The sequence below is a fragment of the Gottfriedia sp. OAE603 genome, from assembly GCF_040543965.1.
Lineage (GTDB): Bacteria > Bacillota > Bacilli > Bacillales > Bacillaceae_G > Gottfriedia > Gottfriedia solisilvae.
Genome location: NZ_JBEUNN010000001.1, coordinates 403,636 through 423,275, shown reverse-complemented (window position 1 = coordinate 423,275; position 19,640 = coordinate 403,636). Strand labels below are relative to the sequence as shown.

General features: G+C 34.3%; 18 protein-coding genes and 1 riboswitch. Of the genes, 2 read left to right on the top strand and 16 right to left on the bottom strand.

Going from position 1 to position 19,640, the window contains the following annotated elements; translation table 11 throughout:
- Window positions 1–52 precede the first annotated feature (52 nt).
- Together ABID96_RS01970 and ABID96_RS01965 are read left to right on the top strand one after the other, a co-directional pair.
- A complete protein-coding gene (locus tag ABID96_RS01970) occupies window positions 53–724 on the top strand; it encodes a response regulator transcription factor (protein ID WP_192603378.1) in 672 nt (223 codons plus the stop codon).
- Complete coding sequence (locus ABID96_RS01965) at window positions 721–1,716, top strand: sensor histidine kinase (RefSeq protein ID WP_192603379.1); 996 nt, start codon at window positions 721–723, stop codon at window positions 1,714–1,716. The genes ABID96_RS01970 and ABID96_RS01965 overlap by 4 nt, the downstream gene beginning before the upstream one ends.
- 435 nt (window positions 1,717–2,151) lie before the next feature.
- On the opposite strand, the gene ABID96_RS01960 is transcribed toward ABID96_RS01965, so the two are convergent.
- The 16 genes from ABID96_RS01960 to ABID96_RS01880 all read right to left on the bottom strand — a co-directional run bounded on the left by ABID96_RS01960 (window position 2,152) and on the right by ABID96_RS01880 (window position 19,639).
- Window positions 2,152–4,116, bottom strand: coding sequence for an ABC transporter permease (locus ABID96_RS01960; protein ID WP_192603380.1), 1,965 nt, complete (start codon window positions 4,114–4,116; stop codon window positions 2,152–2,154).
- Window positions 4,117–4,118: 2 nt separating this feature from the next.
- Window positions 4,119–4,859, bottom strand: a complete 741-nt coding sequence (locus ABID96_RS01955; RefSeq protein ID WP_192603381.1) for an ABC transporter ATP-binding protein — start codon at window positions 4,857–4,859, stop codon at window positions 4,119–4,121.
- A 232-nt stretch (window positions 4,860–5,091) separates the two neighbouring features.
- Window positions 5,092–6,621, bottom strand: coding sequence for an acyl-CoA carboxylase subunit beta (locus ABID96_RS01950; protein ID WP_192603382.1), 1,530 nt, complete (start codon window positions 6,619–6,621; stop codon window positions 5,092–5,094).
- Window positions 6,622–6,626: 5 nt separating this feature from the next.
- Window positions 6,627–7,406, bottom strand: coding sequence for an enoyl-CoA hydratase-related protein (locus ABID96_RS01945; RefSeq protein WP_192603383.1), 780 nt, complete (start codon window positions 7,404–7,406; stop codon window positions 6,627–6,629).
- Window positions 7,407–8,318 carry a hydroxymethylglutaryl-CoA lyase gene (locus tag ABID96_RS01940; protein WP_192603384.1) on the bottom strand — a complete coding sequence of 304 codons (912 nt, stop codon included), beginning with the start codon at window positions 8,316–8,318 and terminating at the stop codon, window positions 7,407–7,409.
- A 10-nt stretch (window positions 8,319–8,328) separates the two neighbouring features.
- Entirely contained in the window at window positions 8,329–8,550 is a 222-nt protein-coding gene (locus ABID96_RS01935; RefSeq protein WP_192603385.1) for a biotin/lipoyl-containing protein, read from the bottom strand.
- Window positions 8,551–8,560: 10 nt separating this feature from the next.
- Entirely contained in the window at window positions 8,561–9,901 is a 1,341-nt protein-coding gene (locus ABID96_RS01930) for an acetyl-CoA carboxylase biotin carboxylase subunit (protein ID WP_192603386.1), read from the bottom strand.
- An 11-nt stretch (window positions 9,902–9,912) separates the two neighbouring features.
- On the bottom strand, window positions 9,913–11,058 hold the full coding sequence (locus ABID96_RS01925; RefSeq protein WP_088000952.1) for an acyl-CoA dehydrogenase family protein: 1,146 nt from the start codon (window positions 11,056–11,058) through the stop codon (window positions 9,913–9,915).
- A gap of 421 nt (window positions 11,059–11,479) precedes the next feature.
- Window positions 11,480–12,463, bottom strand: a complete 984-nt coding sequence (locus ABID96_RS01920) for a quinone oxidoreductase family protein (protein ID WP_192603387.1) — start codon at window positions 12,461–12,463, stop codon at window positions 11,480–11,482.
- 174 nt (window positions 12,464–12,637) lie between these two features.
- Window positions 12,638–13,273 carry a thiamine phosphate synthase gene (thiE, locus tag ABID96_RS01915; protein WP_192603388.1) on the bottom strand — a complete coding sequence of 212 codons (636 nt, stop codon included), beginning with the start codon at window positions 13,271–13,273 and terminating at the stop codon, window positions 12,638–12,640.
- Window positions 13,270–14,076: a hydroxyethylthiazole kinase gene (gene thiM, locus ABID96_RS01910; protein ID WP_192603389.1), complete on the bottom strand. Its 807-nt coding sequence runs from the start codon at window positions 14,074–14,076 to the stop codon at window positions 13,270–13,272. The genes thiE and thiM overlap by 4 nt, the downstream gene beginning before the upstream one ends.
- Window positions 14,063–15,298: a putative hydroxymethylpyrimidine transporter CytX gene (gene cytX / locus ABID96_RS01905; RefSeq protein WP_192603390.1), complete on the bottom strand. Its 1,236-nt coding sequence runs from the start codon at window positions 15,296–15,298 to the stop codon at window positions 14,063–14,065. Before cytX ends, thiM begins: the two co-directional genes overlap by 14 nt.
- Window positions 15,291–16,097, bottom strand: a complete 807-nt coding sequence (thiD, locus tag ABID96_RS01900; RefSeq protein WP_192603391.1) for a bifunctional hydroxymethylpyrimidine kinase/phosphomethylpyrimidine kinase — start codon at window positions 16,095–16,097, stop codon at window positions 15,291–15,293. The genes cytX and thiD overlap by 8 nt, the downstream gene beginning before the upstream one ends.
- A 139-nt stretch (window positions 16,098–16,236) precedes the next feature.
- Window positions 16,237–16,347: riboswitch (TPP riboswitch) on the bottom strand.
- A 170-nt stretch (window positions 16,348–16,517) separates the two neighbouring features.
- Entirely contained in the window at window positions 16,518–16,892 is a 375-nt protein-coding gene (locus ABID96_RS01895; RefSeq protein WP_192603392.1) for a hypothetical protein, read from the bottom strand.
- Entirely contained in the window at window positions 16,882–18,378 is a 1,497-nt protein-coding gene (locus ABID96_RS01890; RefSeq protein ID WP_192603393.1) for an FTR1 family iron permease, read from the bottom strand. Before ABID96_RS01890 ends, ABID96_RS01895 begins: the two co-directional genes overlap by 11 nt.
- Window positions 18,379–18,931: 553 nt before the next feature.
- Complete coding sequence (locus ABID96_RS01880; protein WP_192603394.1) at window positions 18,932–19,639, bottom strand: YjjG family noncanonical pyrimidine nucleotidase; 708 nt, start codon at window positions 19,637–19,639, stop codon at window positions 18,932–18,934.
- Between the last annotated feature and the right edge of the window lies 1 nt (window position 19,640).

The window sequence follows — 19,640 nt, the reverse complement described above, 5'->3', positions numbered from 1 at the left end:
GTCTTTTCATGACGAGGAAATACTGAATATTCTTTTCAATATGGAGGTAAAAATGTTCAAGATCATGATTGTAGAAGATGATGAGAAAATTAGAAAAATAGTCTCTGAAACCTTACAGAAATGGCAGTTTGAAGTAATTGAAATCAATCAGTTTGATCAAGTACTTACTGAGTTCGAGAAGGCTCAACCTCATTTAGTATTATTAGATATTAATCTACCATCTTTGGATGGCTTTTATTGGTGTCAACAAATTCGGACGGTATCTAAGGTTCCAATTATATTTCTTTCTTCAAGAAATCAAAATATGGACGTCATAATGGCAATTAACATGGGTGGCGATGATTTTGTACAAAAACCATTTGATTTAGGTGTTTTAGTAGCGAAAGTAAGTGCATTATTAAGAAGAAATTATACATATCAAGATGAAAGTAATATGCAATTAATTCACCGAGACTTAAAGTTTCATTTAAATAACTCATCAATTGAATATCAAAACAACTCAGTAGAATTATCACGAAATGAGTTTATTATTATGCAGATTTTAATGCGAAACATAGGTAAAATCGTATCACGTGAGGATTTAATGCAAGCTTTGTGGAATGATGAACAATTTGTGGATGATAATACTTTAACTGTAAATGTAAATCGTTTAAGAAGAAAAATAGCTGGACTTGGTCTTGATGAATTTATCATTACACGTAAAGGCTTAGGCTATCTTATATGAAGAAGTTTTGGATATTTTTAAAGTTCGAGAAATCTTATCTTTATATGTTCATTATTAGCAACATTGTATTAGGTGCGTTGTTTTATACAGATCCAACAATTTCTTTGAAATGGCAAACATTCATATATGCGACAACATTAAATTTACTTATTTTAGCAGGTTTTTTACTTTATCGTTTTCAGAAAAACATTCAAATAGTTCGTCAAATAGATGAAGAAGATCACGAGAATTTATCATTTGAAGGTTACTATTATCAGCAGCATTTAGAGGACTTAAAAAAAAATCAAATTCGAACAATAAATGAAATACAATTTAAGCAGAAAGAGTATCATGATTTTATCATATCGTGGTTTCATGAAATCAAAACGCCTATTTCAGTTTTAAGTTTAATGCAGCAAACTGAGTTTGATGAGAAAAGCTTAGGTGAAGAAATAGCTAAAATCGAGCATTATGTAGACCAAGCTCTTTACTATGCAAAGTTAGAAAACTTTCATCAGGATTATGAAATCGTAAATTGTAATGTGGGACGTATCGTAAAAGAAGTTGTTAAGAACAACTCTAAGGCGTTTATTGCTAAAAAAATCCGCTTACACTTATCGTTACATTCTACGGTTGTTCAAAGTGATTCAAAATGGCTACAATTTATAGTAAATCAGTTGATTAGCAATAGTTTAAAATACACTAGTAATCATGGAGAAATCATCATTTCTACTGAGGATACGGTGAAAGAAAAACGTTTAATCATACAAGATACAGGTATTGGTATTGATCAGCAGGATCTTCCTCGGATTTTTAATCGTGGTTTTACAGGTAAAAATGGACGTATTTTTACAAAATCAACTGGCATGGGTCTTTATTTAGCACAGGAGCTTTCAAATAAACTCGGGCATTATATAACTTGTACTTCTGAAGAAAATGTTTTTACGAAATTTGTGATTCACTTTCCTAAAAATAGTGATCCTTATTTAGAGACGATAAAGGAAATACCTTAGGAATATAGTAATAAAATTTCAAAACGCCCTTTTGTTTATTAAATTAGTTCGTTGATTTCCACTTCAGGATGCTCGCTTTCCATGGGGCGGGCGCTGAGCCTCCTCGGCGAACCTCCGGGGTCTCAGCTGTCCCGCAGCTCCCATAGGAGTCGAGCACCTTCCGTTCCAATCATTGTGAGTTAATGAGGGGACTCTAAGAGAATGTTTCTTCTTCTTCCCCATCTTGATTATAAAATGAAAAACGAATCCGACGATTTCTCAATCTATTTCTGAAACGAAAATAAATGATTGTAGTAAGCAACTATTAAATAATTTACTATAAAAATAAGAGGACCAAATCCTATGTGATTTAGTCCTCTTATTAATTATCTAATTGTAATTTTATATTCTTAAGCTGATTCTATTAAATGTATTGTCATTGTGTTTTTATGTCACTTAGCGTCTTTGGTTCACTATTTTATAGTAAATGCTTGTAGAGGATAAATAAAATAAACAGTAAATCAACGTGTAGACTAGAAGAACTCCTATAATCACATTAGATAGTTCTGGAAAGTCTTGAACTGAGTCTAGGATATAGTATTTTAGGATTAACCAGCTATGAATGATACCTAGTACAAGTGGTGGCATGAAAACGAATAGTAATTGTTTACGAATGACACTCTTCATGACCTTATTATTTACACCAATCTTACGTAGGATAGCGTATTGTTTTTGCTCCTCAGTTGCCTCGCGTAATTGTTTAAAGTAAATGACACTAGCTAGTGCGAACAAAGCTATGATTGCAAGGAAGCATGCTGAAAACAGTAATAGTGAAGAGCTTTCAATTTGCTTTGAATATACGTCAGCAAAGGATGAATAATAGGGTTTTGGTGTTTTCGTAACTACTGAATGGATTTCTTTTGAAAGTGATTCAGCATTTTGGGCATTTTTGATTGTATAAATTTCATACTGCTGTTTGACTGCATTGTCCTTTAACTCTAAGTAGGCTTCATCTGAAATGACAAGAACTGCTGGCTTTTTGTCCATTGACCCATATGGATTCGTTGCCCAACCAAGTAAGGCATAGTCCTTCTTTTCTACCAGACTGAAGGACTTTTCTTGATTAGTCATAATACTAAAATTCGGTCGTTTATTTTGCTCATAAACTGCTCCAAAGTCGGTTCCTTGAGAAAGCGAGACTGCCTCTGTTCCCTTCAGTTTGACTTTTTGATCATCGCCTCGATTTGAGACGATTTGATTGTAAGTAGTTTCCGAAAATAGAAAAATTTCTTTCGAGAAATATGAAGGGTTCTCAAATGCTATTTTACGGTCTGAATTAGCTTTAGATACTATCCCTTCAATTGTTTTGTGATCTTCAATTTTATGTTTTGATTTTTTTATTAGACGTTCAATTTTATCATTAGTTTCACTATTAATTGATTGGTAAGAAATATCGTTCGGTAGGTTCATATCAACTGCTTCAAATTGTACTTTGTAATTAATCGTTACAAAACCGATTAATAAGATTAAAATGGCACTAAATAAAGTAATAAACGTTAGGTTTAACGTATTACTTCTTATTTGAAACTTTAACGAAGACGCCCAAAGTACTGTGTTGCCTTCGCGATAATTTTTTCTACTACTAATAAATTCAAGTAACCATCCAGTAAACTGACGGAAGAATAAATATGTTCCGCCTATCATACCGACTGTTACAGTCACTAATACTATTTTTGCATGCTCCTGCCATAAAACAGACTCTAAACCACGACTAATACAATAAATTGATATACCTAATAACAAGATTGATAATAACGCTAAAAATGGTGATGATTTAAACGCTTTTTCCATTTTTGAATGAGCATGAAAAAGTTCAATTAATTGAACTCTTCGAATCATAAAGAAACTTTGAATACTGATAATTACTGTTAGTAAAAAGAATAGTAAAACAGTAGAACAAATCGCTTCAATTGGAAAGTTTAAAGAAATTACGTTCGTATATTCCATCAAATTCATTAGTAACATGCCAAAGAATTTTGAAAGTAATCCCCCTATTATCATACCACTTACTAAAGAAAAGCCACCGATCATTAGATTTTCATAGAATATCATTAAGGTGATTTGAGCTTCACTCATTCCAAATAGTAGATACATTCCAAACTCTTTTTTTCTTTGTTTCATAAAGAATGAATTAGCATATAAAATAAAGAAAATGATAAACAAGAATATGACAACGGTCGCGATCGTCACACCCATTTGGAAATTTTCCTTATTCTTAAGTGCATTAATAATATCTTCGTTATACATTAAAGCCGAGAATGTAAATTGAATAATAACACCGATAATCATTGAAACTAGGTAAATTGTATATAATCGAAAATTCTGCTTAATATTCCGCCAAGTTAGCTCAAGAAGGCTCATTGTTAATTACCTCCCATCAAGCTTTGAGTATCTAAAATGCGATCATAAAAAGTCTTTTGATCTTGATCTCCTTTATAAAGCTCATTCACAATCTTTCCGTCTCTTAAAAAAATAACTCGTTTACAATAACTTGCTGCATATGGGTCATGGGAGACCATTAAGATAGTAGTTTGAAAAGTCTCATTTAAGTTCACAAGTTGTTCCAATAATTGAGTTGCGGAACGTGAATCAAGTGCTCCCGTTGGCTCATCTGCAAAAACAATTGCAGGATTTGTTATAATAGCGCGAGCAGAAGCAGCTCGTTGCTTTTGTCCCCCTGAGATTTCATTAGGATATTTAAGAAGGATATCTTCAATATTTAAAGCCTGAATGATCGGACTTAAACGCTCTTCCATTTCTTTTGATGAAACATTACGTAGAGAAAGAGGTAATAATATATTTTCTTTTACATTTAGTGTATCTAGTAAGTTATAATCCTGAAAAATAAATCCCATATGTTCTTGCCTAAATTTTCTTAACGCCTTTTTATTTAAATCTAATAAGGATTGCTCTTCTAACCATACTTCTCCGCCAGTGAATTGGTCGATTGTAGATAATACATTCATTAGTGTAGACTTACCTGATCCAGATGGACCCATTATTGCTGTAAACTCTCCTAAACTAACCACCAAATCAATATTTTTTAAAACGTTTGTTTTTCCATAGTTTTTAGATAAATTCTTTGTTCGGATTACTGTTTTCATATTGATGACCTCCTATTCATGTTAAATATAATCTGATTTGTTTTTCATAACCATCGATTTAACATGAACTAACGTGACGATATTGTCACTTTCAAACAATATTTTGTTTTATGTTCCCCCGCTAATGATAACTGATACACATTAAAGACAAGCAAAAACTATCCTCAACTTAAACCAATTGTAAGTTACTACTCATAAAAAAACAGCCCTCTTTGGAGGACTGCTCTCATTATTATACCGGGTATACTCCATGCTTTTTGGTGCTTGGCGTTTCGTATGATTCCGAGTAGTATTCAAATCGTTTAATTAGTTCAGAACGTAGCTCTTCTGGTTGAATGACAACATCAACAACTAATTCTGAAGCTAATCGATAAATATCAATATCCTCAGAATACTCCTTACGTTTTTCTTGGATGAATGCAGCTTGTTCTTCTTTCGGTAAGCTTGCAATTTTGTTTGCATATACTGCGTTTACGGCAGCTTCTGGACCCATTACCGCAATTTGAGCTGATGGGAAAGCAATTACACAGTCCGTTTCAAATGCAGGACCAGCCATTGCGTATAAACCTGCACCATATGCTTTACGAACGATAACTGAAATTTTTGGCACTGTCGCGTTACTCATGCTGTATAGCATTTTCGCACCGTGTCGGATGATTCCTGCTCGTTCTACTTTTGTACCAATCATAAATCCTGGTACATCCATTAAGAATAATAAAGGAATATGATAAGCATCGCATAAATTGATAAATTTAGCTGCTTTATCCGCTGAATCTGGGAATAATACGCCACCTTTAACTTTAGGCTGATTCGCTACAATACCAACACTTCGTCCATCAATTCTAGCAAAACCAGTTACTAACTCAGGCGCGAATAATTTTTTAATTTCAAAGAATGAATTTTCATCTACTACTCGATCGATAAATTCATAAATTGAAAATGGTACGTTTTGATTACCTGGGATAATTTCAGCTAATGATTTTTCTTTAACAACTGGGTTCTTTGCTTCTACAACAGGAGACCCTTGTTTAAAGTTTGCTGGTAAAAATGATAAATACTCTTTTACTTGTCGAATTGCATCTTCTTCAGATTCACATAAAACATCCCCACACCCTGAAACTGAACAGTGCATTCTCGCTCCGCCCATTTCTTCAAGCGATACTTTTTCGCCGATTACCATCTCAGCCATACGAGGTGATCCCAAATACATAGAAGAGTTGCCTTCAACCATGAATACTGCATCACAAAATGCTGGTATATACGCGCCACCGGCAGCCGATGGGCCAAATAATAAGCAGACTTGAGGTACTTGGCCAGATAGCTTTATTTGATTATGGAATATTCGCCCTGCTCCACGTCTTCCCGGGAACATGAATACTTGGTCAGTAATACGCGCACCAGCTGAATCTACAAGGTAAATTAGTGGGCACAGCATTTTTTGGCAAGTTTCTTGGATACGAATAATTTTTTCTACCGTCTTTTCACCCCAAGATCCTGCTTTTACAGTAGAATCATTTGCCATTACACAAACTGTGCGACCATTAATCTTACCGATTCCTGTTATAATTCCGTCTGCTGGAAACTCATCATTTACACAATTGGCAAATAAACCATCTTCCACAAAACTATCTTTATCTACTAGCTGATTAATTCTCTCCCTAGCAAAAAGCTTCCCAATTTTAGCATTGCTCTCATGATACTTTTCTTTCCCACCAGAAAGTATTTGGTCTTTTCGAGCTTGATATGTTGCTTCGTTTGACATGTGAGTTACTCTCCTTTGTATTGTGGTTGACGTTTTTCTTGAAACGCATTTAAACCTTCCATACGGTCTTCAGTATGTAGTAATCTTTCATACTCGTAAGTTTCTAATCTTAAACCTAAATCTAATGGTAGATCGAAACCAGATTGAATCGCTTTTTTTGCTGCACGTATTGCAAGAGGTCCTTTGCTTGCAATTGCTTCACAAATTTCTAATGCTTTATTTTGTAATTCATCTAATTCAACAACATGCTCCAAAATTCCAATTTGCTCAGCTTCTTGTGCATTTAATCGTTTCCCTGTATAGATCAATTCTTTAGCTTTTCCAAGTCCAACTAAGCGTGGTAGTCTTTGCGTTCCACCTGCTCCAGGAATAATCGCTAAAGATGTTTCTGGTAAGCCAACAATTGCGTCTTTATGAGCAAGTCGAATATCGCAAGCTAAAGCAAGTTCCAAGCCTCCGCCTAATGCAACGCCATTAATAGCTGCAATAGCTGGCATTGGAAGCTTTTCAATTTTAAAGAATAGGGATCCAATCATAGCAACTGTTTCCCTAGCTTCGTTTTCAGTCATGCCTCTTCTTTCCTTTAAATCAGCTCCACTGCAAAAATAAGAAGAACCACTGCCTGTAAATAAAACTGCACGAATCTCTGATGCTTTTGATAATTTATCCACTTCATCATGAAGAGCTTCTAGTAACTCGCGAGATAAGGAATTTGCTTGTTTCGTTCGGTTAAGCGTAAATACTCTTACATGACCAATATCATTTACAAGTAAACAGGATTCCATTTAAATACTCTCCTTTGAACCATTCCATACGGAAAATAATTTACTAACTGGCGTCAAGTTCATCGCCTCAGAAATATAATTAGTCGCATGGTGAAGTTTCTTATCATCAACGCCAGTTGAAATACCTAATCGATGAAGTAATGAAACAATATCTTCAGTTGCTACATTTCCGCTTGCACCAGGTGCATATGGGCAGCCACCTAATCCTCCAGTTGACGAATCGAATCTTTCAATTCCAAATAACAACGAAGTATAAAGATTTGCCATTGCACGACCGTATGTATCATGAAAATGCATTGCAATCTGGTCAACAGATATTTCTTTTAATAAGTCTTCCAGAAATTCATTTACTTGATATGGTGTAGCAATTCCAATTGTGTCTCCAAAAGAAATTTCATCTACACCGCACTCAACTAATTGATTGGCCATCTTAATAACCTGAACAGTATTGATATTACCTTCATAAGGACAACCAAATACTGTTGATATATATGCTCTTGTTGTTTTTTTATGTTGTTTACATTCAGTGATCATCGAACGTATTTCATTCATTGAATGCTCAATATTGGCATTTTTATTTTTCAAATTATGTGTTTCACTTGCAGAAACGAAAAAGTTAATCTCATCTGCATTAGCTTCAAACGCACTAATTAGTCCTCTTTTATTTGGGACAAGTGCTGCATAAGTAACCCCTTCTTTTTTGTTAAGTTTTGCGAATAGATCAACAGAGTCACTAAGTTGAGGAATCCAGTCTGGCCTAACAAATGAAGAAACTTCAATATAAGATAAACCACTTTCTACCAATAAATCGATCCATTCAAGCTTCTTTTCTGTTGGAACAAATTGTTTCTCATTTTGTAACCCATCACGTGGTCCAACTTCCCTTAAAATAACTGATTGAGGTAGCTTCATCTATTTACTCCTAACCTAGTTTTTCAACTTGGATTAATGAGTCGCCTTCATTTACAAAATCGCCTTCTTGCACAAATACATTTACAACCTTACATTTATACGGTGCTGCATGTGGAATTTCCATTTTCATAGATTCCAAGATAATATATTCTCCGTCACTACTAATTTCGTCACCAACTGCTACTAGTAATTTCCATACACTACCTGCCATCATTGCCGTTAAAATTTCCATTATATAAACCTCACTTTACTTTTTGATATTCACTGATAAAATTAGTCGCATAATCGCCCTCTTGGAAGCCTTTCGTAGAAAGAATATCAATTAAAAATGGTACATTCGTTTTAATTCCTTCAATACGTACACTTGATAAATACGACTGTAGTTGTTGAACTGCGTCTTTTCTAGTTTTTGAAGTAACAATTACTTTTGCTAAAAGTGGATCATAAAATGGAGATACAACCCAGCCATCGTAAAGATGTGTATCAACTCTCACACCTTCAACTTCTGGAAAACTACAATGTTGAACAGTTCCAGGTGATGGGAAAAATGTTTTAGGATCCTCCGCATAAACCCTTACTTCAATCGAGTGTCCATTCATCTCAACATGATGTGGACGAATTGGAAGAATTTCACCAAATGTAATGCGGAATTGCCATTCAACTAAGTCAATTCCTGTAATTCCCTCAGTAACTCCGTGTTCTACTTGTAATCTAGTATTCATTTCTAAGAAATAAATATTTTCATTTTCATCTACTAAAAATTCAATCGTACCTACATTTATATATTTCATTTTCTTTGCAATTGTTAGTGCATATTCTTCAAGCTTCTTACGACCATGTGAAGAAAGAAACGGTGATGGTGCCTCTTCAACAACCTTTTGGTTTCTTCTTTGAATTGAGCAGTCTCTTTCGAACAAGAATACGATATTGCCAAGTGTATCTGCTGCAATTTGTGCTTCTATATGTCTTGGTTTTAAGATTGCTTTTTCAATAAATACATCATCATTTGCGAAGAATTGAAGCGCTCTAGTTTGAGTTGCAACAAATTCCTTTTCAAGTTGTTCTTGATTCTCAATTAATTTCATACCAATTCCACCGCCACCACTGGAGGCTTTTAACATGACTGGATAACCAATATCGAATGCAATTTCTTTTGCTTCTTCTACCGATTGAATTGGATGAGAGTTCCCTTTGATAACAGGAATATTTAATTGCTCCATCAGTTGTCTAGCTCTAATTTTTTCACCCATCATTTCTAAATGTTCAGGCTTTGGGCCAACGAATAAGATCCCAGCTTCTGCACATTTTTTAGCAAAATCACTATTTTCTGATAAGAAACCGTAACCTGGATGAATTGCAGTTACGTTGTTTTCTTTAGCCAATTGAATGATATATTCACCATTTAAATACGTATCTTTCGTATGATTTCCTTTAAGAGGGAAAGCCTCATCACTTAACTTAACATGCAAACTTTCCTTATCAGCCTCTGAATAGATAGCAACAGTTTGATAACGCATTTTTTTACATGTTTGGATAATTCTGCATGCGATTTCTCCGCGGTTTGCAATCAGTATTTTGATCATATTCTCGCTCCTTATCGGCATCCTAATTGTCTTGCAATAACGATACGTTGAATTTCAGAAGTTCCTTCACCAATTTCAAGTAACTTAGCATCACGTACTAAACGTTCAATACCATATTCCTTCATGTATCCGTATCCGCCATGAATTTGTAATGACTCATTCGCAATTTTGGAAGCGATTTCAGAAGCGTATAACTTAGCGAACGCCGCTTCTTTTGTAAAAGGTTTTCCATTATCTTTTAACCATGCAGCTTTGTGTACCATATTTCGAGCTAATTCAATTCCCATTGCCATATCTGCTAGCTTAAATTGGATTGCTTGGAAGCTAGAAAGAGGCTGGTTAAATTGTTTACGTTCTTTTGAATAAGCTAATGCTTTATCAAAAGCCTTTTGTGCAATACCTACAGCAAGAGCTGCAATTGAAATTCTTCCACCATCTAATGTATATAAGAACTGGCCAAATCCTTTATCTGGATTGCCTAGAATATTTTCTTTTGGTACTCGTACTTCATTTAAAACGATTTGAGTCGTATTTGATGCTCGTACACCCATCTTGTCGTAAGGATCTGTAATCGTTAAACCTTCAGAATCCGTCGGTACAATAAATGCACAAATATTTTTCTTTCCTCTTTCATCAATTGAAGTATAAGCAGTAACAATAATTGTGTTTGAATACTGAGCATTCGTAATCCAGCATTTCTCTCCTGTAATTACGTACTCATCACCATCTAATACTGCTCTTGTTTGAGTTCCCCCAGCATCTGAGCCAGCATTAGGTTCTGTTAAACCAAACGCTCCAAGTGTTTTTCCTTGTGCCATTGGAACTAAGTACTTTTGCTTTTGTTCTTCCGTACCAAAATAATAAATAGGAGAAGCTCCAAGTGAAATTGTGGCTGCAAAACTTAATCCAGTTCCACCACATGCACGTCCTATTTCTTCTACAGCTATTGCATAACTAATTGTATCGCTTCCGCTTCCACCGTATTCTTCAGGAAAAGGAATACCTAACAAACCTAATTCGCCCATTTTTTGGAATGTTTCAATTGGGAATCTACTATCGCGGTCATTTTCTTCTGCAAAAGGCTCAATTTCCTTCTCTGCAAAGCTTCGTACCATTTCTTGAATCAATTGCTGTTCTTTAGATAATAAAAAATCCATGTGCTAGTCACTCTCCTTTTAATAGTAAGGTACGTTTAAAAAAACGTAAGAATGCCTCCAACTGTCGGTATTCTCAGTGGAGTCAGTTTATATCTATATTAAAAAATAATATAGTCTTACAATTGATAATATTCGATATTTTTTATCAATTTCCTTTATACAAAATTCTTATAATTTCGACAAATTAATACAAGTACTTAGTACAAGGTATTAAATATCAATAATCTTTTTCTACAAAACAAAAACACTACCCTAGAGTAGTGTTTACTTGATATATATATGAAGCTAGTAATATGGATATTCCATTTATTTTGTCCCTGCATAAAAATTGTTGGCCCCCCCCTGGATAGCCTGATCATAACAATATATACAGGTCTCATCCGTTCCCCTATTTACAACTTCCGCTACAATAAATCTTTATTCATTTATTCCTCACATTCAATAAAATCTTACCAATACTTTGACGACTTTCTAGTAATCTATGAGCACTCTCGGCGTCTTCTAAAGAAAATTGATGACCAATTTTAATCGTTAATTGGCCTTTTTCAATGAAGTTGATAACTTGTTTAGCCGTATCATTCAATAATTCAGGGCGTTCTTTTCTAGTTGTGCCTAAACTAAACCCTAAAATCGATCGACAACTTGAATGCAACTGTTGTGTATTAAAATGTCCTACTTCCCCACTTGAATTTCCAAAATGAATGAGTCGGCCATATGGAGCTAAACAATGTAAGCTTTGCTCAGATATTCTACCGGCTATTGAATCTAGTATAATATTTGCGCCCTTGCCGTCTGTTAGTTCATTTACTTTTTTAGCAAAGTCTTCATTTTCATAACAAATAACTTGATCAGCACCAGCAGCTTGTGCAACTGTAGCTTTCTTTTCGTTTCCAACCGTTCCTATGATTTTACCTGCACCTAAAATCTTAGCAATCTGTATAGCTGTAGTTCCTACTCCTCCAGCTGCAGAATGGATAAGGACCGTCTCACCTTTTTCAATTCTGGCTAAATCTGCTAATAATTTATATGAAAGTAAAGAAACAGTTGGACACGCTGCAGCTATATCAAATCCGACTGTTTCTGGTATATGAAATGTTAAATTTTCATTTGCTACTACGTATTCGGCATATGAGCCACCAACTGGAAATGCCGCTACTTTCTCTCCGATTTTAAATTGTGTTACTTCGTTTCCAACAGCAATAATAACACCAGCAGCATCTAATCCTGGAATAAATGGAAGTTTGCCTTGCCCTTTTTTTCCGTATCTTGATTTTATATCTGCAAAATTAACACTGGCTTTTTCTACCTTAATTAACACTTGCTTTGAGTTGAATGTAGGGATTTCTAAATCAACATACTTTAGTACTTCTGGTTTCCCGAACTCAGTTACAACAACTGCCTTCACGCTAATCACCTCTTCTATAACCTTTGCCTTCATTTTACAATTTGAAAGATTGGTTTAAAAATAGCGTTTTATTATGAGGTATGATAAGAAAAACTTATTCATGACTACCTCATTTCGATTAATATTTACTAATAAAAAAACTACCTTACCATAAAGATAAGATAGTTTTTACGATTAATCATTCATTTTAATGATGAAATTTTCTGCAGCTGCTTTAATATCTTCTTTTCCTAAAATGGCAGATACAATTGCAACACCATCTATTTTCGTTTCCATCAGATCTGTTACATTGCCTTCATTAATTCCGCCAATCCCAACAATTGGAATCGAAATTGCTTCACGGATTACATGTAGTTCTTCTAATGAAACAGGCTTTGTATCTAGTTTTGTATTTGTAGGATATACAGACCCTATGCCAACATAATCAGCACCTTGTTTTTGTGCAAGAAGTGCTTCTTCTAAAGTCGTAGCGGACACTCCGATGATCATATCTTTTCCGACGATTTCCCTTGCTACCGTGATTGGTAAATCCTCTTGACCAATATGTAGACCATCAGCTTTAATTGCGAGTGCAATATCTAATCGATCATTGATAATAAGTGGTACATTATATTTTAATGTTACTTCTTTCACCTTAAGAGCTAGTTCATAAAAATCTAAGCTACTGCAGTTTTTCTCTCTTAGCTGAACAATCGTCGTGCCACCTTTAATTGCAGCTTCAACTGACTGGATTAAATCTCTTTTTCCTAATACATCACGATCTGTAACCAGGTAGAGCTTATAATCAACTTTATTTCTCAATAGACTCATTTAACTTTACCTCCATTTAGCAATGTTTCTGCTGACATTTTAGAGATTTCATCAAATAAATTTACTTTAAATGTTCCAATTCCTTTGTCCTTTGTTAATCGTTCTTTTGCCAACTCACCACTTAACCCCATGATTGTAATACCTGCAATAGCAGCAAGGAAATAGTCTTTTGTTACACCAGCGAATGTTCCAATCAGCGATGTACTCATGCAGCCTGTTCCTGTTACATCCGCAAGCATTTTATCACCATTTGAAATTTTGCAAACATGATCTAATGATGCAACAATGTCAACAGCACCAGTAATCGCTACTACTGATCCTAATTTCACTGCCAAAGCTTTTGCAATTTCAATACCATTTTCTTCACTCGCAATTGAATCAACGCCTTTAATCTGCACGTTTAATCCTGCAATCATTTTTATTTCAGACATATTTCCACGTATGACCGCGAAACGAACTTCTTTTAATAAAATTGCGGCTGTCTCTGTTCGAAGAGTAGTAGCTCCTACACCAACTGGATCCAAAATAACTGGGACTCCTAGTTGATTTGCTTTTTTACCTGCCGTGATCATTGATTGAATTGTTCTTTCGTTTAACGTACCAATATTGATGACAAGTGCTGATGCAAAGGCCAACATTTCCTCTACTTCTGCTAAATCATCTGCCATTACGGGTGAACCACCAATCGCAAGAACCATATTTGCACAATCATTAACCGTTACATAGTTTGTAATATGATGTACTAATGGTTTTTTATCCTTTACTTGTTCAATTAACTGACTGATTTCATTAAGAACTGACATGTTTATTTCCCCCTACTTGCTGATTAGCAAATTTATTTATAACAAATTGAACGACAATATAAATCACACCAATGACAACCATACTAGGAACAGTTGCACCTAGAAAACTATCAAATTGTACAAACTTACGATAGATACATATCCCAATTACCCATATAAGCATTGCAACCCCGTCTACCCTTAGGGTTTTTCTAATCTTTGTACGCTTTAAAATAAAATAGTCAGTTAACAAAATTGCATACAAGGGTGCAAAGAAAGAACCAATCAAATATAGAAATCCTTCATACTTTTCAATCGGAAATACGGTGGCCAGTATTGTTCCTATGATTGTTAGTACGATTGCGACATGCTTTCCATTTAATTTAGGAAATACAGTTGTCAATGAAATACCACCAGAATATGCATCCATAAAAGTGGTCGTAACTGTTGCTAACACAACGATCCCAACTGCAAACAAACCAAGATTTGCACTCATTAAGACTGCTACTGGATCAAATTCATTAAATGCTAGCGCAGCTCCAAGTCCAATTGCATACATCCATGAACTACCAACCATATAACCAACAAAACTTCCAATTGCACCTTCACGAGTTGACTTAGCAAAGCGAGTATAGTCACTTATTAACGGTAGCCATGATAATGGCATGATAACGGATAATTCAACTGCGGCACCAAAAGACATCTCTGAAGTACCTGGTTCAAAAAGTAATTCACTATGCTTAAAAATGACAAAGCACAATACAATCGTTAGTAAAAATAATAGTGTTACTGCTACACTATTTAACTTCTTCCAAGCATTTTGACCAAAATATAACCATGTACAAATTAATAGTCCAACTACAAGACACCAAACCCAAGGTTGGTTAAAATGAAAATCAGATGTAGTTACTACATTAATAGACCTGGCTCCTGTCACAATCATAATTGCTGTCCAGCCTAGCAGCTGTAATACATTTAATATAGAAAATAAATAACTACCATAACGTCCAAATGATATTTTAGTAGACTCCATTGCTGTTAAACGCTCTCTTGAACCAATGACACCACCTAATACAAGAAGTAGCGTACCTAGTAGATGACCGATTAATATAGCAGTCAATCCTTTTGAAAAACCTAAAGGTGCAATAAGCGCACCTGTCATAATTTCAGCGATTGAAACTGCTGCTCCGAACCAAAGTGTTGCGAAGTTCCATTTTGTTAACTTTCCAGTTAGTTTATACATGCTGTATCCCCGCCTTTTGATACATCGAATAAAAATGATGTACTGGACCTACACCTTTTCCGATAGAGAATGAATGTTGAATTGCTAGTTGTATGTACTCTTTTGCTTTACTAATCGCTTCGTTTAATGGACATTCATTCGCTAGATTAGAAGCTATGCTTGATGACAAAGTACACCCAGTACCATGAGTATTGTTAGTTACTATTCTAGTACCCTTATAATAAGTAAATTCGTATCCATCATAGCTAATATCTGTTGCATCGTTCTCTAAGTGACCACCTTTTACAAGAACAGCGCTAGCACCTAATGAGTGAATTAAAATAGCAGCCTCTTCCATCTCTTTAATCGTTGAAATGTTTCTACCTGTTATAACTTCTGCCTCCGGAAGATTAGGTGTTATGACAGTTGCCAATGGAATCAGTTCTTGAATTAAAGCTTCTTTCGCATCTGGACTTAATAAATCATAGCCGCTTTTAGAAACCATAACTGGATCAACAACAATGTGCTTCGGCTTATATTGTCTTAGTTTCTCAGCAATGACTTTAATTGTATCAATTTGTGATACCATCCCAATCTTTACTGCATCAACTTCAATATCAGTAAAGATTGCGTCTAGCTGATTTGCAATCATTTCTGGTGTAATGTCTTGAACTGCAAATACCCCTTGTGTATTTTGAGCTGTCACTGCGGTAATTACGCTCATACCAAACACACCATGAGCTGAAAACGTTTTTAAATCTGCTTGAATTCCAGCTCCACCACTCGAGTCGGACCCCGCAATTGTCAGTACTTTTTTCAATTTCTTTCCTCCTATTTAATGAATAGACTTTTTTGATCTAACAGATAGAAGTTGTGGATTGATTTAGAAAACAAAAAAGCACAAATCCCCATAGGGACTTGTGCTCGAACAAATCAATGTTATAAATACATAAAAATATGCATTTACTCGCTCACTTTCCTACGCTGGCATTATCCAGATCAGGTTAAAGGGTCAAAGACAATTGTGTCTTAATCTCAGCCGACCATTTACGGCACCCCTAGTACTATTCAAAATATCAAATTGTAATTCTATATCATATTAATTAATACTATTACTAAATTCAAGTAGTTAGACTTATTTATTCCATTCTAAATAAAAACTTTTGAAAGGATAGTTACAGGCTTACTCCCCATTGAGTAGACCATCGATAAAGAATCTACCCTTTGGGGTGCTTTAGTATTATTTTAAGTCCTTAACTTCATTAAGAACATCATTTAAATCATCTGCAGCTTCGTTAAGAGTATCTGCGTCAAGTGGAGAAACTTTTACACCGGCTTCAATAATGTGTAGAGGAGTTTCAACCTTTTCATAAAGATCTGCATCTTTATCTTTTACTGAGTCTTCAAATTTTTCCCAAGACTCTTCAAGTGCCTCTCCACTTTCTTTTGCTTTTGATTCATCATTATCAGCAACTTGCGATTTTAAATCTGTAAGTGTTTGAATCATATCATCTGATCCACTTTTAATCGATTTATCTTCTTTTGTGCCACATGCAGATAAAGTTAATGATAGTGCTAAAGTCATTGATAAAACTAATTTTTTGTTAGATAACATGTTCAATTTCCCCCGAATTTTGTTTTTTTTCATTTTTTTTATTAGAAAATCTATTAAAAATTGCAACGATACATGCAATAAGTAATAGTATAATTTGTGGTATGAAACTCTCCCAAGTAGAATATATGGCAAAGAAATCCACTGTTGGTATTGGTGCCTGCGTCGCTGGTAATAATCCAGATAATTGTAAACCGTGAACGCCCATACCCGTAAATTTGAAACATAAATAGAACATAAGAAGACTAGATATAAGGAAAAATGGTCTCATCGGAACTTTTAAACCAACTTTTAAAATTAAGTAACTTAGAATCGCTAATATGAGAACCCCCAATACAATGCCCGTTAATAAACTTGTTAATTTTATAGATGAAGCCATACCAATAAAGAACAAGACTGTTTCAGTTCCTTCACGAAATACTGCTAAAAATGAAAGAATTGAAAGTGATAATAAACTGCCAGTGTTTAAAGCTTTCGTACTCTGGGTTTGAATATAAGATTGCCATTGTTTTAAATTCGATTTACTGTGAAGCCAATAACTCATATAAAGCAACATGACTGCAGCAAATACTCCGGTCCATCCTGCAATTAAGAAATTATTACTTCCAAAAGCACCTGCTGAAAATAGTAAGTTCACGATAACGCCTAATATTATACTTACACCTAATCCAGCTCCGACTCCAAACCAGATCCACTTAGTTTTTTTCTCATGACCAGACTTTCTTATAAATCCTAATAAAGCTACCACAACAAGTAAGGCCTCTAATCCTTCTCTTAATAAAATTGTGATTGCATCTAACATTGTATAACTAGTTTTAGCTGCTAAAGGTGAAAGATAATCTCGCATATCTTTTATCGTTTTAGTTGCTGCTTTAATGTCAGGTGTTTTAGCAGACAGCATTGCGTATGAAGTAACCATATCTCTTTCTGCATCTGTATAAACTTTTTGGGATTGTGTCAATACTACCCCTTCAATACTAATCCAAGATTTTCTAAATTGATCTATCTCTGATTTTGCTCCAGATACATCATTTTCTTTTAAGTTTGATAATGCATTGTTTAATATTTGTATTAAATCTTCAACACTACCCGTATTCTTTATATTAATTTTGGATTCAGCGAACTGATGTGTAATGAACTTTTCATTTACTGCTTCCAATTCTTTTAAAGAAGTAACAAGTGTATCTTGATTGATTGTCTTTTGAGCTAATGAGAATTGAACCATTCCCATCGCTTCCTCAATTTTGCCATATGCTTCAATTGACTTATTTTTAATCCCATCTTCTTTGGCTAACCATTCATCATTGAATTTTTTATAGTCCTTCTCAGCAGAAGCAAAGTCTCCTTTCTGAGATGCTTGAATAGCACTTTCAATAAATGCATTTGCATTAGTTAAATCTTCTTCAGGACTTGCTGCAAAGATTTTAGATGGAACAAGTAATAAACAAAGTAGTAATGGTAAAATTAATTTCGTTAAATTTTTCTTCATTTTCATTCCCCTTAAACACGAATGATAATCATTTTCAAATAGACTATATACTTAATTAGTTAGATAGTCAAAGATATTTTTTATCTAGACTAACTATAAATACTCATAAAGATTAATATTTATAAACCACTGTTAAAATTTAACATTTTAATCACTTGATAAGGTTTAAATTAATGTGTACTAAAAAAAATGTGATGAATATGAACTAATATTCACTTAATAAAATATATTAAAATATTATTTTAAAACTAATTCCATAATCAAGGAAATTAAAATAAATAAAAAAGCTGAGGATTCAACTTTAATTATAAAATTTATTTAGCATATATGAATTTGCTGAGAGCTATTCCGTATTTCTTTAATAATATGCAGTCCATTTTCTTCTTTATTTGATCGAGATATAATCTATCTGGATGAGGAGGACTGAGAAACTCATGATGAGAAATAGACCCACCTTATGCCCTTGCATAGCTAAATAAAATTTTTCTAAATGACTATAAAAAAAAGCGAAAAACCCAGGGCTTTCCACTTACTTTTTACTATTTCGCTTTCATCAAACCAGTACTTTTTTATTAACATCTAAGATATGATAAAGTTCATCAAGATTTTGTATTTCAAAGGTTGGAATTAGATCAGTATCATTTTGCTTCTTGTGAGGATTAAACCAGCAAGTATCTAATCCCGCTTGTTGACCGCCTTTAATATCAGCGTTTAAGGAATCCCCTATTATTAACCCTGTGTTCACATTAAAATTTGGGATTCTCTCAAAAACATAATCAAAATATTCCTTCATAGGTTTCTGGAAACCAGTGTCCTCAGAAACAAAAATGTCTTTAAAGATCGGCTGTAAACCCGACGCACTTAATCGCTTATATTGCGTCAGTGAATCCCCATTCGTCACGATATACAGATCGAAATGATTTTGTAGATTTTTTACTAATTCAAAAGCACCATCAACAAGTTGTTTACCATCTTCTAAATAACGGCGATAACTATTTTCTAGTAATGTTCCGTCAACAATATGTCCATACGCTTTTAATAAAGTTGAAAAGCGAGTATTTAATACTTCAGAGCGTTCAATAGTCCCATCTTCAAATTGCTTCCAAAGACCCTGATTGATGACTCTATAATGTGACTCAATTTCTGGTGTTAAATTCAATTGATGCTCTTCAAAAAGTAAACGTAAAGCAACTTTCTCAGCTGCACCAAAATCTAGCAGTGTATCATCTACATCAAATAATAAAGTTTTATACTTATTCATG

Coding starts and splice junctions, on each gene's coding strand:
- ABID96_RS01970 (WP_192603378.1), top strand. CDS start 53: ATGTTCAAGATCATGATTGTAGAAGATGATGAGAAAATTAGAAAAATA.
- ABID96_RS01965 (WP_192603379.1), top strand. CDS start 721: ATGAAGAAGTTTTGGATATTTTTAAAGTTCGAGAAATCTTATCTTTAT.
- ABID96_RS01960 (WP_192603380.1), bottom strand. CDS start 4,116: ATGAGCCTTCTTGAGCTAACTTGGCGGAATATTAAGCAGAATTTTCGA.
- ABID96_RS01955 (WP_192603381.1), bottom strand. CDS start 4,859: ATGAAAACAGTAATCCGAACAAAGAATTTATCTAAAAACTATGGAAAA.
- ABID96_RS01950 (WP_192603382.1), bottom strand. CDS start 6,621: ATGTCAAACGAAGCAACATATCAAGCTCGAAAAGACCAAATACTTTCT.
- ABID96_RS01945 (WP_192603383.1), bottom strand. CDS start 7,406: ATGGAATCCTGTTTACTTGTAAATGATATTGGTCATGTAAGAGTATTT.
- ABID96_RS01940 (WP_192603384.1), bottom strand. CDS start 8,318: ATGAAGCTACCTCAATCAGTTATTTTAAGGGAAGTTGGACCACGTGAT.
- ABID96_RS01935 (WP_192603385.1), bottom strand. CDS start 8,550: ATGGAAATTTTAACGGCAATGATGGCAGGTAGTGTATGGAAATTACTA.
- ABID96_RS01930 (WP_192603386.1), bottom strand. CDS start 9,901: ATGATCAAAATACTGATTGCAAACCGCGGAGAAATCGCATGCAGAATT.
- ABID96_RS01925 (WP_088000952.1), bottom strand. CDS start 11,058: ATGGATTTTTTATTATCTAAAGAACAGCAATTGATTCAAGAAATGGTA.
- thiE (WP_192603388.1), bottom strand. CDS start 13,273: ATGAGTCTATTGAGAAATAAAGTTGATTATAAGCTCTACCTGGTTACA.
- thiM (WP_192603389.1), bottom strand. CDS start 14,076: ATGTCAGTTCTTAATGAAATCAGTCAGTTAATTGAACAAGTAAAGGAT.
- cytX (WP_192603390.1), bottom strand. CDS start 15,298: ATGTATAAACTAACTGGAAAGTTAACAAAATGGAACTTCGCAACACTT.
- ABID96_RS01895 (WP_192603392.1), bottom strand. CDS start 16,892: ATGTTATCTAACAAAAAATTAGTTTTATCAATGACTTTAGCACTATCA.
- ABID96_RS01890 (WP_192603393.1), bottom strand. CDS start 18,378: ATGAAGAAAAATTTAACGAAATTAATTTTACCATTACTACTTTGTTTA.
- ABID96_RS01880 (WP_192603394.1), bottom strand. CDS start 19,639: ATGAATAAGTATAAAACTTTATTATTTGATGTAGATGATACACTGCTA.